This window comes from Pseudohongiella sp. SYSU M77423 (assembly GCF_029911965.1).
In the GTDB taxonomy this organism is placed as follows: domain Bacteria; phylum Pseudomonadota; class Gammaproteobacteria; order Pseudomonadales; family Pseudohongiellaceae; genus Pseudohongiella.
On record NZ_JARYTH010000003.1, the window covers coordinates 382,967 to 396,580 of the forward strand.

Genomic DNA, 13,614 nt, shown 5'->3' on the forward strand with positions numbered 1-13,614 from the left:
ATTTACTCTAACAAAGTGGCAGGTATGTCGACCTGCAAGTCGCAGCCGACATCAACACCACTGAGTATCATTTGTGGCTGGCTGTATTCACGGCGAATATAACCACGGAAGCCTGAGCGTCCAGCGTCGTCGTCAACTGCTTCGGCGACGTCCGGGCGCGGCTGGCCAGTGAGCGCAAAGCCGCTTATTTCTCCGATCGGGTTACGTATCTGAATGAGTTGAGGCGCGCTGTCCTCAGTGTTGCTGAAGAGCCAGCCGTCAACACGCAGGTAGTTGGTATCACCATCAATGGCGCTGACCTGATCAATATGTCCCTGACAGCTTGCCGCTTCACCAGCTCGAACAATATCCCCCAGTTGCGGTGCCAGATCCCGCCATGGGAAGCGATCAAATATGCCGATATTATATTCCGAAGCGACTGCAACGGTATTGAACAATCCCTGGTCCATGACATATACCGAGTTGATCTGTTGCTCATCCCTCACTCTGAGTTCCAATGCGAGCGCGGCCACTTCGCGGTTGAATACCACTTGCTGTTGTGGCTGCAGAGCAAGTGTCTGACGCCATAGCATGGCTGCGCCGAGGCAGACTATCGCGATCAGCGCCACCGGCCGGTATTGCCGCCAGGCACGCTCCACCGCAGGCAGAAAAAGCACCAGCAATGCTGCCCATGCCATCAACGCAGGTGTGGTGTAGCGGTTAGTGGCAGCCTGTTCTACGCCGAACACCAGTCGACCACCACCGGTTCCCAGCGCCGTGCCAGCGATGTACGCAATGTAAAACACCAGCGCCAGTGCAAGCAGGTTCTGCGTCGGAGAGCGCAGACTTTTAACCAGAGCGTAAACGGTCAGTGCCGCCATCACCGCAGTGCCTACGGCGGCAAAGCGCATGCCGACATCACCGCCGGTCAAGAAGTAGAACGGCGTACCAAGGTAGAGTAAAACATAGTAGACGAGGTCATCGGGCTGACGCAGAAAGGTTTCCAGAATCGACCCATGATTGCCTGGCGAGCTATAGCCATAAAAATACAGCGATAATGCGAACAGGGTTAGCAGGACAAGAGTCAGACTGCGCTGCCATGGGAAACGTGTGAGCAGGGCATACACTGTCATCAGTGGCAGGGCAATGACGCCGTTTGCCATGGTACCTATACACGCAAACCCAGTGATGCAGGCCAGGACAAAACGATTGCGCCCCGCCGCGTCAGCCTGTCGCGCAGCGCTTAACAAATAAAGAGCGACCAGTGGCAGCAACTGTGCCAGAAAGAACTGGCTCTGAAATCCCCAGGCCAGATTTTCCCACTGCATCCAGTGGTAGAGCCAGGCGACCAGGAAGGCCATGGCAGCCCATACCGTGACGTCTGCTGACTGATTGCCGCCAGACACATCCCTCATGCGTTGTCTGACGATACGGTAAAAGGTCAGCAATGCCAGACCAACAATCACGAAGTTCATGATGATGAGAAATACGCTGGTCCCGCCGAACAGGGCATAGTCCAGCCAGAACAACAGTCGCGACAGTACGATGCGGTGCTCATTGTGTTGTGCCCACCAAGCCGCCGAATTACCGTCCAGCGCAGCGGCGATGTAGAAACCAAGCGTGCCACCCCACATGTCCCAGTACGGCACTACCGAAAACGCACGAATTGCGCCGATGACGGCAAGCAGGACAATAATGATTGCGAACGACCAGGCAGCGGTCATCGCGGGATTGCGGCGCATCCATTGCAATTGCATGAGATCAGATATCCATTCTGTTGAAAATAAAACGTGGCAGATGGCGAATGATCATCATGATCAACGCCCATTTTGATGGCGTGTAGATTACCGGTTTGCCTTTTGCTATGCCGTTTACGATGTCGTCAGCGACATCCTCTACGCTGGCCAGTGCGGCGCCATTCTGCTTCAGATGCGCAGTCATGGGGGTGTCCGTCGGGCCTGGTTTTACCAGCACCACTTTAAACCCGGAGCCGGCAGTGCGGTGTTGCAGACCCTGCACATAGCGGGTCACCAGGCCTTTTGCCGAACCATAAACATAATTGGACTTTCGTCCCCGGTCACCCGCAACTGAACCAATGACTGCCAGAGTGCCACGATCTGCCTGACTCATTAATGTCGCAAACGCCTCGGCGAATAACACCGGAGAAATGCCATTAATCTGTATGGCCTCGGCAGTCTCTGAAAGTGAGGCCTGGCACTGCTGCTGGTCAGGAAGATTGCCATGCGCAATCAGCACGATATCTGCCGCCTGCGTCATGATTTCAGTTACCTGCGACTGTATGGCTGCAGGGTCAACAAAATCGCCAACGGCTGTGACGATTTCCGCCTGCGGTTGTCGTACTTTCAAATCTGCCGCAATTGCCGACAGCTTCTCCTGATTACGGGCCAGCAGGTAGAAGTGCGTGGCGCCCTGTTCGGCCCAGCATCTGGCGCAACGTTCGGCTATTGCCGAGGTGGCGCCGACGATGACAATTCGCTGTACTTTATTGGCAGAGGGACTGCTCATGAGTGGAGTTCTCCGTACCGTTGTTTTAACTGCCCATCAGCCGACGTGACATGTCGGAACTGATGCCAGGATCTCGGTAGTTAGTGAATTCGGACAAAGCAGGGTACGCGCGCAGGAACATATCCGCCGGCATGCGTGCGTCTTTGGCAGCATAAAGGCGGCCGCCAGCCTGACTGACGATGTCATCCAGCCTGGTAAACAATGAAAGTGTTTTTTGCCCCTGATTGGGGAAGTCCAGCGCCAGTGTCGCGCCTGGCATAGGGAAACTCAGCAGGCCGGCCGCTGGCCGCTTGCCAAATGTTTTTAGTACAGCCAGAAAAGAACCCTGACCGCTGCGGGCAATGGCAGTCAGCATTTCGCCTATCGCTCCATGCATGTTGTCCTCTGGCACCACACACTGGTACTGATAGAAGCCGCGTGGGCCGTACATTCTGTTCCAGTGACCGATTGCATCAAGTGGATAAAAAAATGGCTGGTAATGTGCGATACCGGCACCCTCTTTGCGTTTGTTAAGCGCGTAGTAGGCAGTGTTGAAGGGCCGCAGGCTAAGACGGTTGACCAGAGACACTGGTGGGACCAATGGCATCTGCAGGCCTGATTTTTTTCGTGAAGACTGTGATTTATGATCAGGGGGTACCTGTTCCCGGTGGTTCGCTCGCAGAAAAATGCCCCTTGGCGTGTCCCCGGACAGGCAGTCGATCCAGGATACAGTATGTTCCCAGTCTGCCTCCGACGCCTGCGACAGTTCAAAAAATTCGGGTAGCGACTGGTAAGCCAGTGTGTCTGTGTCCAGCCAGGCGGAGCCGACCGGCCGCAGCTTCAGGCTTGCCTGCAGAATGACGCCCGTTAATCCAAGGCCTCCGATGGTGGCCCGGAACATATCGGCATTTTCCGCAGAGCTGCAGCGCAGCAGCTGGCCATCGGTGCGCTGCAGAATCAGCTCCTGCACATGCTCGCCGAAGGTGCCGTGCACATGATGGTTTTTACCATGAACATCATTGGCGATTGCTCCCCCCACGGTGATCAGCTGGGTACCAGGTGTCACCGGCAGCATCCAGCCTCGGGGTACCATCAGATCCTGGATTTCCTTTAGCAGGGCTCCTGATTCGCAGACGAGCACGCCAGTCTCTGCATCGAATTCAATCAGGCGGTCCAGACCGCGAGTCTGCCAGCTTATTCCCTCGCTGTTCAGGCACACATCCCCGTAACTGCGCCCCATGCCATAACAAATGCCGGGCTGGAACTGTTCAAGCTGGCCTGCCACGCTGCTGCGGTCGTTTAAGGCAATACAGGTATGCGGCTGACGGCTAAGGCGGCCCCAGGAGCTGAGTTTTATCATGGCCACCCCAGTGTTGCCAGCGCCAGAACCAGAGCAAACGCCGCGCCTGCCATCAGACTTGTCTTGTCTTTCACGGCAAAAACCAGGGGATCGTCGTTCATATTGCCGCGGTTAGCCTGCATCCACATCCAGCTGATCCAGAACAGCAGGATAGGGATGGCGGCCCAAACCAACGCCGTATTCTGGTAAAGGCCAAGCACGGAGTCGCTATTCAGGTAAAGTGCCAGTACCAGCACCGCAATGAATCCTGCACTGATCCCGAGGTTCTGAATCAGCGGCGCGTCGCTGGTCAGGTAGCCGCGACCATGTGCCTGACTGGCACCCGCCTTCGACTGCAGTTTCAGTTCCGCATAGCGTTTGACAAAAGCAAGCGACAAAAACAGGAAAACGGACTCGGTCAACAGCCAGAAGGTCAGGGCATTTTCGGAGGCTGCCGCGCCGGCGATAATTCGCAGCGTGTACAGCATTGCCAACACGAGGCAGTCGACGATCATCAGGCGCTTGAGTCCGAATGAGTAGGCCAGCGTCAGCAGGAAATATACTGCCAGCCAGCCTAGAAACTCCATGCTTACCAGGCTTCCGATCACAACGCTGCCGAGTAGCAACATGGGTGACAGCAGCACACCTTTCCAGGCTGCAATCGCACCTGATGCAAAGGGACGGTTGCGCTTGCGTGGATGCAGGCGATCACTCTCCAGGTCAGTCAGGTCATTGGTAATGTAAACCGCTGACGCACAGAGGCTGAATGAGCAGAACGCCAAAGCCAGGACCCCCAGAATCGCCGGGTCGTTGAGGTCGTGTGCGGCGATAGCCGGAAAAAATAGCAGAAGGTTTTTCAGCCACTGGTGAGCACGAACTACTTTCAGCCAGGCCATGATACCGGTGGGTGCAGGAGGGAATACCGTCTCTACGCGCGCACACTGTTGGGCGCGTTCGGTGACTGCCGTGGAGGCATTCACCACAACAGCCTGATGCGCGCTGGCCCAGACAGGCAGGTCTTTGGTTGAATTGCCTGCATAGTCAAATCCCTGTTCGCCATAGCGATCAACCAGTGCCTGAGCTTTTTGTCGCCCCGACAGGTTTGTCTGACCGTCGCTGGCCAGCACGCTGTCGAACAGCCCCAGCTGCTCAGCGATAGCCTCTGCGAAACGCTGGTCGGATGCGGTGCACAGCACGATCTCACGACCCAGCTGCTTTTGTTCGCGCAACCAGTCAATCAGCGTCTGGTTATAGGGCAGGACGCCAGCGTTGAACGCGGTGCGCTGCGCCAATCGTTGTTTCAAGACGGCTTTTCCCTGCAGCAACCAGACAGGCAGCAGCAAGGCGCTCCAGGGTGATTCCCGGAACACCTTCAATGCTGATTCGTGCAACATATCGGTATGAATCAGCGTGCCGTCGAGGTCAACTACCAGTGGTCGCAATGTCTCCAGTCCCTGAAAAGCGCAGGCATACGTATCCGCCAGCCATGTCTGATGAGGCGGTATGGTAGCAGTAATCATAAAATCCGTGGGAATTTTTTACAGACCGGCGTAAGATAACGGTTTCAGCCACTACACACATAGTGATCTTGTACATGGAAACGTTCGCTGCTGCTGTCACTCTGTTTCTGATTATGGATCCTCTGGGCAATATACCCATATTCCTCAGCGTGCTGTCGAGGGTGCCTGAGCAACGTCGCAGGCGAGTCCTGCTGCGCGAGCTGCTGATCGCCCTGGGGCTTATGCTGTTGTTTCTCTTCATGGGGCCAGGCATTCTGCATTTGCTGGCCCTGTCACGCGAGGCCGTTTCCATCGGCGGCGGTCTGGTACTGATGATCATAGCCGTACGTATGATTTTCCCGTCGCGGGGCGGTGTCATGGGCTCCGATGACGATGATGGCGAACCATTGGTCGTGCCACTCGCGGTTCCCCTGATTGCTGGCCCATCGGTGCTTGCTACGCTCATTCTACTCGCCGAATCCGGCCCCGACCGCAGTGTTGACTGGCTGATCGCGCTGGGTGGCGCGTGGACTGTCACGGCCATCATCCTGATGATGTCGCAGCGACTTTACAAGGTGCTGGGCGCCCGTGGTTTGAAGGCCATCGAGCGCCTGATGGGCATGATCCTCATTTCTGTATCGGTGCAGATGCTGCTCAATGGCATTGCCAGTTATCTGAGCTCAGCTCCGGCATAAGGCACTGATGTTAAATCAGTGCCGGGTCTCACCATCAGCCTGTTCTTCAGCCTGCTTTACCTGCTTGTCCATGCGCTGCTCCCAGAAAGTCGCGTTCTTGATGCCAAGCTTTCTGGGGTCGAAATGAATGGGGCCGCCAGCAGCGCGCTGCTCCTCATAGTCCTTGAGGCATGCCATGGCAGGCCCTGACACAAAAAAGATGGCCAGGATGCCAACGATATTAATCCAGGCCATCAGGCCCACGCCAATGTCACCAATCATCCAGATATAACCTGCACTGTTCACCATGCCATAGCTGACCATCATCATGATCACAACTTTGACCAGAACCAGTGGGATGCGAGCCTTGAAATAGCGATTGAGGTAGGCTGCATTCGTCTCGGCGATGTAGTAGTAGGCGAGTATGGTGGTGAAGGCAAAGAAGAACAGGGAAATGCCCACAAAGACGGGGCCAAAGTTACCAAACACACTGAACAGCGCCATCTGTGTAAAGGCGGCAGAGGCTATCTCGGTGTCAGCAGGCACATTCTGCAGGACAAACTGACCGGCTTCCAGGGTGCCCTGAATATTGTATTGTTCAGTGATCAGTATCATGAATGCGGTTGCCGAGCAGACAAACAGCGTGTCGACATACACGGAGAATGCCTGCACCAGGCCCTGTTGGGCCGGGTGGTCGACTTCAGCTGCAGAGGCAGCATGCGGCCCGGTTCCCTGGCCAGCCTCATTTGAATAGATGCCGCGTCTCACGCCCCAGCCTATTGCCGCGCCAAAACCGGCCTGGGCAGTAAACGCATCGCCCACGATCAGCGCAAATACACCCGGAATCTGGTCAAAATTGATGAACACGATGATTAGCGCCATGATGATGTAACCCAGCGCCATGAACGGAACAACGATCTGGGTAAAATGGGCAATACGCTTGATGCCGCCAAAAATGATAAATGCCAGGATCATCAGGATGACTGCCAGCGCCACCAGTTTATTGGTGCCAACGTCGCCAAACTGGGTCGAAACAATGTTGCCCTCGCCAAAAACCTGAGTGACGGCATTGCCGACGGCATTGGCCTGAACACCCGGCAGAAACACACCACAGGCCACAATGGCGGCAATTGCAAACAGGACGGCCAGCCAGCGCTGTCCAAGACATCGCTCGAAGTAATAGGCAGGGCCACCCCGATACTGGCCATCTTCCTCGACTTTATAGAGCTGGCCCAATGTGGATTCTGCATAGGCTGTGCTCGCCCCGAGGAATGCCACGACCCACATCCAGAAAACAGCGCCGGGCCCGCCGAATCCTATGGCTGCCGCGACGCCTGCAATGTTGCCGACGCCAACACGACCCGACAGGGAAACCGCCAACGCCTGGAAAGATGAAATGCCCTCGGCTGATTCACTGCCCTGAAACAGCAGGCGCCACATCTCTTTGAAATGTCGAAGCTGGGCGAAGCGAGTGAGGATGGAGTAGAAGAGACCGGCACCCAGGCACAGGAACACCAGTGCCGGACTCCAGACGATATTATTGATCGTGTTGACGAGAGCTTCCATCTAAGTACCCTGTGTTATTGTTAGGCCGCTGCCAAACAATAACCGAGGGGGTGGGTGTATTCAATCCCGAATTGGTTCTAACGTGCCTTGATTACTGCCATGGTCAGGCGCGAAATGCACACTGCCTTGCCTGCTTCATTACTGATCTTGATTTCCCACACCTGTGTGGTGGCTCCGATATGAACCGGGCGGGCCGTGCCATACACCCAGCCGCTGCTGACAGGGCGGAGATGGTTGGCATTGATGTCGAGACCAACCGCTGCCTGAGTCTCAGAGCCAAGGCACAGATTCGCGGCCATGCTGCCCAGCGTTTCGGCAAACAGCACCGAGGCGCCACCGTGAAGAATACGATGTGGTTGCACTGTGCGATGGTCAACGGGCATACGCCCGGTCAGAAAATCATCGCCAATCTCTGTAATTTCTATGCCAAGGTGGGCGACAGCGGTGTTTTTAGCGTTCTCGGCAAGCCGTTCCAGTGAGGGTGTGCGCTTCCAGATGGCCATGGGTATTTACTCCTGTTACGTCATGCAGGGTCATCAACTGTGCTATAGGCAGGCCATGGATAATACGCGGGCAAGGTGGCGGCTGCCAAGCCGTGGGTTGATGGATTGCAAATGACAGGGCTGAAAGCGGGCTCGCTCAGGCCTGATTGTGTATTATTGCCATTCGATTAAGTCAAAGGGGGCCCAGGTGCTGGATTTCGAACATACCATTGTCATTAATGAGAAAGGGCAGCCTGATCATCAGCGAATTTCCCGCGAGTCCTTATGGAAGGGTTTGCTGTTTCGCGCACGTTATCCGGGCCACTTCAATCCGGCCATCAAGTGTCGGCTTGTTGATGAACATGCTGAGGGGTTTACGCGCCGGATCTTTGCCGGTGAACTGGAGTTTACCGATGTGGTTACTGTCATCGAAGACCGGGAGATCAGAACGCTGATCGACGGTCGCGATCAACCCATGCATGCCGAGAGTGTAACGCGCATTGAGTCGGCGGGCGCCGGTGAGCTATTGGTGCGATTCCGTTACCGGCGCGACTCCATCAGTGGTGCCGATAGTGGTGTGGATGCCGACGAATTTCTGAAATCGGCCTACGTGCAGAATGACCAGGAAGCCATTGAAGTCATACGTGAAATGATTGCAGAGGGCTGGTCGGACGCTCATATGTAATCGCGTGCACGTGATACAGGGTCACAGGGAAACAGGAGACAGGAATGCATCCGCTGGATGAAGCTATAGCTATGCAACCCGTGGCGCCGGGCATGTTTGCCGCCAGTACACATCCGGGCTACGCCAACGCTGTCGGGCCATTTGGCGGTATAACTGCGGCGCAACTGCTGAATGCGGCTCTGCTGCATGAGGAACGTTTAGGTGAACCCGTATCGCAGACCGTGCACTTTGCTGCACCGATTGCTGATGGGGCTTTCCGTATTGAGGCGCGCCCGGTTCGTACCAATAGGTCCACACAGCATTGGCTTATCAATGCCATTCAGGACGACAAACTGGTGGCCATGGCGACAGCTGTGTTCGCCATTCGTCGCCCGACGTGGTCCGGCACAGATGCGAAGTTTCCTGATGCGCCGGCGCCGGAATCGGTAGCTGCCATGAACTGGGACAAACGCCCGGAGTTCACGCATCGTTACGATCTGCGTTATAGCGACGATTCACTTCCGAAAACGTTTACCGAGCCGGAAAGGGAAAATGGCGCATCTCAACTCTGGGTGCGCGATGTGCCAGAGCGGCCACTGGATTTCCCGGCGCTGGCATCCATCTGTGATGTGTTCTTTCCCAGGGTCATGATACGACGCCAGCGCTGGTCTCCCATCGGTACCGTAACACTGACTTCATACTTTCATGCTGACAGCCAAACACTTGGCCGAGTGGGCAGCAGACACCTTCTGGGTGTCGCGCGCGCGCAGGCTTACCGCGACGGGTTCTTCGATCAAAGCGCAGAGGTCTGGTCACCAGAAGGTGAGCTGCTGGCCACATCTCATCAAATGGTGTATTTCAAGGACTGAGCGCGCGGCGGTGCCGCCGCGCAGGTCACCCGGCAAAGTACTGCAGAATAGCATTCAGGCTGTAGGCACCGCCAAAAATGTAAATGGCGCAGATAACACCTTCCCCGATCGAAATGCCGAACAGGGTTTTCCAGACACTGACGCGCAGAACACTGCACACATAAACAATCATGTCGCTGGGCACAAACGGCAGGAACCCCCAGGTGGAGATCACCGTCAGCTCTGCTTTCTTGAGGAGCCCGCTCAGCTGAGCGACCTGTTTTGGATAATGCGCATGAAAGTAGCGATCGAATCGTAAATGTCGTGCCATGTAGTACACAATTGCAGACGATGTGTATACGGCCAGCTGATTGACCAGCCATAGCGGCAGGGGCGGAAATACCAGGATGCCCGCCAGCACAATTGGCGTGGAGGGGATCAGCGTAAAGCCGCGCAGTGTAGAGATCACGAAATAAATAAACAGTCCACTGACCAGATTTTCACTGAAGAACTGACGGATAAACTGGGGTTCAAACAGGTCGGGTCGAAAGAAGTACAGTGACAGGCAGATCGTCACCAGTCCCAGCCAGGTGTACAGGCCAAAAAAGTTCAGGTGTTCAAGTTTTTCTTTTTCCATGGAGTTTCAGCGATCCGCTTGGTCGTTGTTGGCTTTCAGTGGGACGGATGCCTGCACGGTTTCATGACTCACGAGCTTTCATTAAGAGGCGCCCGATCGAGTACAGCCGGCGTTGCCATGGCTGCTGGCTTGGACATCTGATACACAAAAGCTGGCAGGATATTCAGAGGCACGAAGCTGACATCATCCATGGATTTGCCAAAAACCTGCTCGATATCGCTCTGGTTGCTCTTGAAGTATTGATATTGCAGGTACAGGCCGCCTTCCCTGAGACCATACTGCACAGCATTCAGTATCTGGTACAGGAAGGCGTTGGCGCTGGCTGCATCCTCAAAATTCTTCAATGGCAATGAGGAAATGATCACGTCATAGTGGCCGGGGCGGGTCAGCAGCTGGGTCACACAGCTGTTATAGAGAGCGACCTGTTTATCCGGATGGGATGCCATCAGGCGGTGAATCGAGTCGTTGTACTCAGACTTGATTTCACAGATGTCCAGACTTGAACCGTTCGACATGCGTTGAATCAGCTGATCGGTAATGGCGCCACGGCCACTGCCAATTTCGAGAATACGCAGGTTACGGGAGAAATCCACCCGCTTCAGCATGGCCGATACCAGAAATCGGGAACTGCTTACGATCAGGCCGTCTTCTTTGATATTGCGCTGGATGTGGCGGTACAGTTGAATCAGCATTGATGCTCAGGTCACTCAGTCAGGTCGAGCATCATAACCCGAAGCGTCGCCCATGCAAACATGCCCTTAGTCACGTATGACGCTGGGCCAATTGGCAATTTGACGGGGCGAGCCATATACTGGCCCGCATCCACAATAATAATGCTTGCCCGGAGCGATGAACCTCAAATGTCAGCTCCCGGCTAGCCTCAGACAGGAACTACGACATGACCCTCAATGGCACAACCAACCGTAAATCTCAACTGCTGGCCATGGCTGTCAGTGCCACGATTCTGACCGCCTGTGCAGGCGGCGGCATGACCGGGCAGAGAGAGCATGATGCACGGACATTCGCGCCTATGGCTGTGCTGGCCTTTGATGCGCAGCCCGGCGCACGGGCGTTTTATGGCACCTATGAGGGTTTGCAGGGTTCAGCTGTTTACACCGCAGAGTTCCCCGCTGGCTGGGACGGCGACGGTCTGGTCATGTACACCCACGGGTATCGTGGGACGGGGGCTGAGCTGGCGCCATCCTTGCCACCTGCCGCGTTTCGCGAGGCAGTGCTGGCGGCTGGTTATGCCTGGGCCGCTTCATCCTACTCGGCCAACTATTATGATGTACGCGCCGGTATTGAAGATACCAACAAGCTGGCGCGTGAGCTTACCAGCTATCTGCAGCGCGACTGGCAACAGCAGCTTGCCGAGCCCGCTCAGTACCTGATTTCCGGCACGTCGCTGGGCGGACATACGGCTGCTGCCGCTGTAGAGTGGGAAAATATGCAGCGCACCCTGTATCCGGTGCCCTATGCCGGTGCCGCACCATTCTGTCAGGCGGAACAGAACCAGTTTCAATGGCTGGGGGACTACAATCGACTGGCCATGACGTTGGCCGGATTCAGTTATCTGCCATATTCAGAGTTCCCACAGCTGGTTGGCACGCCCGATGCCCCTGGTCCGGTAGTCCGCAATCTGTTCGTGATTGATCCGGCCACTGGCCAGTCCACCTGGGAGCCAGCCAATATCAATGGTGAGCGCCTGATGGCCATGGCCATGAATCTGACAGGCGGTGACCGGCCCATCTTTGAGTACGGCTTCCAGTCCCGCTATCAATACACTGTCATGGGCAGCGGAGGGGATGACGGCTCTGTGCGCGGGATTCTCGATCGCAATGTTTACGATAACGCCGATCGTGTTTATCGCTGGACTGACAATACAAGTCCGACCGAAATGGAAGTGTCATTCAATGACATCATGATGCGGGAAGAGGCTGCCCGCGGTGTCAATGCCATCCGCAATGATGGCGTGCGCTGGCTGCCGGAGATACACGGCGACTTTTCAGTCCCGGTGCTGACACTGCATACCCTGGGTGATTTCTATGTGCCGTTTCGGCACCAGCAGCTCTACCGGCAGGGTGCGATTCGTAATGGCAATGATGAGCTGCTGGTGCAGCGCGCGATCCGGGCGCCCGGTCACTGCGATTTCTCGGCTGACGAAATTCGCACTGCGCTGAGCGACTGGCTGATCTGGGTCAATGGTGGGCCCAAACCCGCCGGTGATGTGGTGCTTGATCCTGTGGCCGTCGCGCAGGACAGCTATGGATGTGCATTCACGACGCCGGATCGCGAGGGCCTGCCGGCCTGCTCGCGTCCGTGACGGTGTTATATCCTCAGCCCATGGGGTAGGGGATATCTTTATGGACCTGGTCGCAGGCCTTGAGCGTTTCTTCGCTCAGGGTCACATCCAGTGCCGCCAGTGAGTCATCAAGCTGATCTGCGGTGCGCGCACCAATGATGGTGGATGCCACGAAATCAAAGTTCATGCTCCAGGCAGTCGCCAATGTGGTTGGTGTGATACCAGCTTCTTTGGCAATTTCTATATAGCGGGCCGTGGCGGCCAGCGTACCGGGATTCAGGAAGCGGTCAGCCATGGCACGCTGGCGCGGGTTTTCCAGCTTGAGATACTCGCTGAAACGAGCCACTTCCGGATAATTGTCAGTATTGTACTTGCCGCTGAGCACACCGCCCCCAATGGGCGAGTAGGGCAGCAGCGATACTTTTTCGCGACGGCAGACGGTGGCGAGCTCATCCAGAAAGCGGCGATGCAGCAAGGAAAAGTTGTTCTGTATTGACTGGAAGCGCGCCAGACCTTCGTAGTGGGCCACTGTATTGGCTTTGGTAAGTCCATAGGCGTTTTCGTTCGATGTGCCCAGATAGCGGACCTTGCCCGATTCTACCAACCGATCCAGTGCCGCCATGGATTCCTCAATCGGTACCACGGTATCGGGCCAGTGCACCTGGTAGAGATCAATGTAATCAATGCCCATGCGTTTCAGGCTGCCTTCAACGGCGCGCTCAATGTGATGACGATCAATGGCCGTCAGGCCGTGGCGGATTGGCGGCACAAACCAGCCAGAAGCGGCGCCGGCGACTTTGGTCGCGATGATCAGGGAATCGCGGTTGCGGGTCTTGATCCATTTGCCAAAAATGGTCTCGGTGTCGCCAACGGTCTCCTTGCGCGGCGGTACTGGATAGACCTCGGCGGTATCGTAGAAATTGATACCACGCTCGTACGCCTTGTCCAGGATACGAAAAGATTCTGCTTCGTCGCTCCAGCTGCCAAAACTCATGGTGCCCATGCAAATGGGGCTGACACGCAATCCACTGTTGCCTATATAACGATATTTCATTGTTGTTCCACCATGTTGATCATCATCCAAGCGTCCGATTATGGCATTAGTGACTTGTGGACTGT

Annotated in this window: 13 protein-coding genes; 4 read left to right on the forward strand and 9 right to left on the reverse strand. The window is 55.8% G+C overall.

Going from position 1 to position 13,614, the window contains the following annotated elements:
- Positions 1-2: 2 nt before the first annotated feature.
- The 4 genes from QGM61_RS09355 to QGM61_RS09370 are packed head-to-tail and all read right to left on the reverse strand — an operon-like array spanning position 3 to position 5,343.
- Positions 3-1,736, reverse strand: a complete 1,734-nt coding sequence (locus tag QGM61_RS09355) for a hypothetical protein (RefSeq protein WP_281132793.1) — start codon at positions 1,734-1,736, stop codon at positions 3-5.
- 4 nt (positions 1,737-1,740) lie between these two features.
- Positions 1,741-2,505, reverse strand: a complete 765-nt coding sequence (locus QGM61_RS09360) for an SDR family NAD(P)-dependent oxidoreductase (protein ID WP_237132033.1) — start codon at positions 2,503-2,505, stop codon at positions 1,741-1,743.
- A gap of 25 nt (positions 2,506-2,530) precedes the next feature.
- Complete coding sequence (locus QGM61_RS09365) at positions 2,531-3,844, reverse strand: FAD-dependent oxidoreductase (RefSeq protein ID WP_281132794.1); 1,314 nt, start codon at positions 3,842-3,844, stop codon at positions 2,531-2,533.
- The gene (locus QGM61_RS09370; RefSeq protein WP_272907145.1) at positions 3,841-5,343 is read right to left on the reverse strand and encodes a UbiA family prenyltransferase; all 1,503 of its coding nucleotides are present in this window, start codon (positions 5,341-5,343) and stop codon (positions 3,841-3,843) included. The genes QGM61_RS09365 and QGM61_RS09370 overlap by 4 nt, the downstream gene beginning before the upstream one ends.
- A gap of 74 nt (positions 5,344-5,417) precedes the next feature.
- Between QGM61_RS09370 and QGM61_RS09375 the strand changes: the two genes are divergently transcribed.
- Positions 5,418-6,017, forward strand: a complete 600-nt coding sequence (locus QGM61_RS09375) for a YhgN family NAAT transporter (RefSeq protein WP_237132031.1) — start codon at positions 5,418-5,420, stop codon at positions 6,015-6,017.
- A gap of 15 nt (positions 6,018-6,032) precedes the next feature.
- Here QGM61_RS09375 and QGM61_RS09380 read toward each other — a convergent pair whose 3' ends face one another.
- The gene (locus QGM61_RS09380) at positions 6,033-7,562 is read right to left on the reverse strand and encodes an alanine/glycine:cation symporter family protein (protein WP_237132030.1); all 1,530 of its coding nucleotides are present in this window, start codon (positions 7,560-7,562) and stop codon (positions 6,033-6,035) included.
- 77 nt (positions 7,563-7,639) lie between these two features.
- Positions 7,640-8,065 carry a hotdog fold thioesterase gene (locus QGM61_RS09385; protein WP_237132029.1) on the reverse strand — a complete coding sequence of 142 codons (426 nt, stop codon included), beginning with the start codon at positions 8,063-8,065 and terminating at the stop codon, positions 7,640-7,642.
- Positions 8,066-8,252: 187 nt separating this feature from the next.
- On the opposite strand from QGM61_RS09385, the gene QGM61_RS09390 reads away from it, so the two are divergent.
- Positions 8,253-8,729, forward strand: a complete 477-nt coding sequence (locus tag QGM61_RS09390) for an SRPBCC family protein (protein WP_237132028.1) — start codon at positions 8,253-8,255, stop codon at positions 8,727-8,729.
- Positions 8,730-8,773: 44 nt separating this feature from the next.
- Complete coding sequence (locus QGM61_RS09395; protein ID WP_237132027.1) at positions 8,774-9,577, forward strand: acyl-CoA thioesterase; 804 nt, start codon at positions 8,774-8,776, stop codon at positions 9,575-9,577.
- Positions 9,578-9,602: 25 nt separating this feature from the next.
- On the opposite strand, the gene QGM61_RS09400 is transcribed toward QGM61_RS09395, so the two are convergent.
- Complete coding sequence (locus QGM61_RS09400; protein WP_237132026.1) at positions 9,603-10,193, reverse strand: TVP38/TMEM64 family protein; 591 nt, start codon at positions 10,191-10,193, stop codon at positions 9,603-9,605.
- Positions 10,194-10,261: 68 nt separating this feature from the next.
- Complete coding sequence (locus QGM61_RS09405) at positions 10,262-10,885, reverse strand: class I SAM-dependent methyltransferase (protein WP_237132025.1); 624 nt, start codon at positions 10,883-10,885, stop codon at positions 10,262-10,264.
- Between the two features lie 206 nt (positions 10,886-11,091).
- Between QGM61_RS09405 and QGM61_RS09410 the strand changes: the two genes are divergently transcribed.
- A complete protein-coding gene (locus tag QGM61_RS09410; RefSeq protein ID WP_281132795.1) occupies positions 11,092-12,516 on the forward strand; it encodes an alpha/beta hydrolase in 1,425 nt (474 codons plus the stop codon).
- Positions 12,517-12,529: 13 nt separating this feature from the next.
- On the opposite strand, the gene QGM61_RS09415 is transcribed toward QGM61_RS09410, so the two are convergent.
- Positions 12,530-13,549, reverse strand: a complete 1,020-nt coding sequence (locus QGM61_RS09415) for an aldo/keto reductase (protein ID WP_237132023.1) — start codon at positions 13,547-13,549, stop codon at positions 12,530-12,532.
- Positions 13,550-13,614: the final 65 nt, after the last annotated feature.

What these genes read in the sequence shown, in the direction of transcription:
- QGM61_RS09355 (WP_281132793.1), bottom strand. Translation starts at nt 1,736, where the DNA reads ATGCAATTGCAATGGATGCGCCGCAATCCCGCGATGACCGCTGCCTGG.
- QGM61_RS09360 (WP_237132033.1), bottom strand. Translation starts at nt 2,505, where the DNA reads ATGAGCAGTCCCTCTGCCAATAAAGTACAGCGAATTGTCATCGTCGGC.
- QGM61_RS09365 (WP_281132794.1), bottom strand. Translation starts at nt 3,844, where the DNA reads ATGATAAAACTCAGCTCCTGGGGCCGCCTTAGCCGTCAGCCGCATACC.
- QGM61_RS09370 (WP_272907145.1), bottom strand. Translation starts at nt 5,343, where the DNA reads ATGATTACTGCTACCATACCGCCTCATCAGACATGGCTGGCGGATACG.
- QGM61_RS09375 (WP_237132031.1), top strand. Translation starts at nt 5,418, where the DNA reads ATGGAAACGTTCGCTGCTGCTGTCACTCTGTTTCTGATTATGGATCCT.
- QGM61_RS09380 (WP_237132030.1), bottom strand. Translation starts at nt 7,562, where the DNA reads ATGGAAGCTCTCGTCAACACGATCAATAATATCGTCTGGAGTCCGGCA.
- QGM61_RS09385 (WP_237132029.1), bottom strand. Translation starts at nt 8,065, where the DNA reads ATGGCCATCTGGAAGCGCACACCCTCACTGGAACGGCTTGCCGAGAAC.
- QGM61_RS09395 (WP_237132027.1), top strand. Translation starts at nt 8,774, where the DNA reads ATGCATCCGCTGGATGAAGCTATAGCTATGCAACCCGTGGCGCCGGGC.
- QGM61_RS09400 (WP_237132026.1), bottom strand. Translation starts at nt 10,193, where the DNA reads ATGGAAAAAGAAAAACTTGAACACCTGAACTTTTTTGGCCTGTACACC.
- QGM61_RS09405 (WP_237132025.1), bottom strand. Translation starts at nt 10,885, where the DNA reads ATGCTGATTCAACTGTACCGCCACATCCAGCGCAATATCAAAGAAGAC.
- QGM61_RS09410 (WP_281132795.1), top strand. Translation starts at nt 11,092, where the DNA reads ATGACCCTCAATGGCACAACCAACCGTAAATCTCAACTGCTGGCCATG.
- QGM61_RS09415 (WP_237132023.1), bottom strand. Translation starts at nt 13,549, where the DNA reads ATGAAATATCGTTATATAGGCAACAGTGGATTGCGTGTCAGCCCCATT.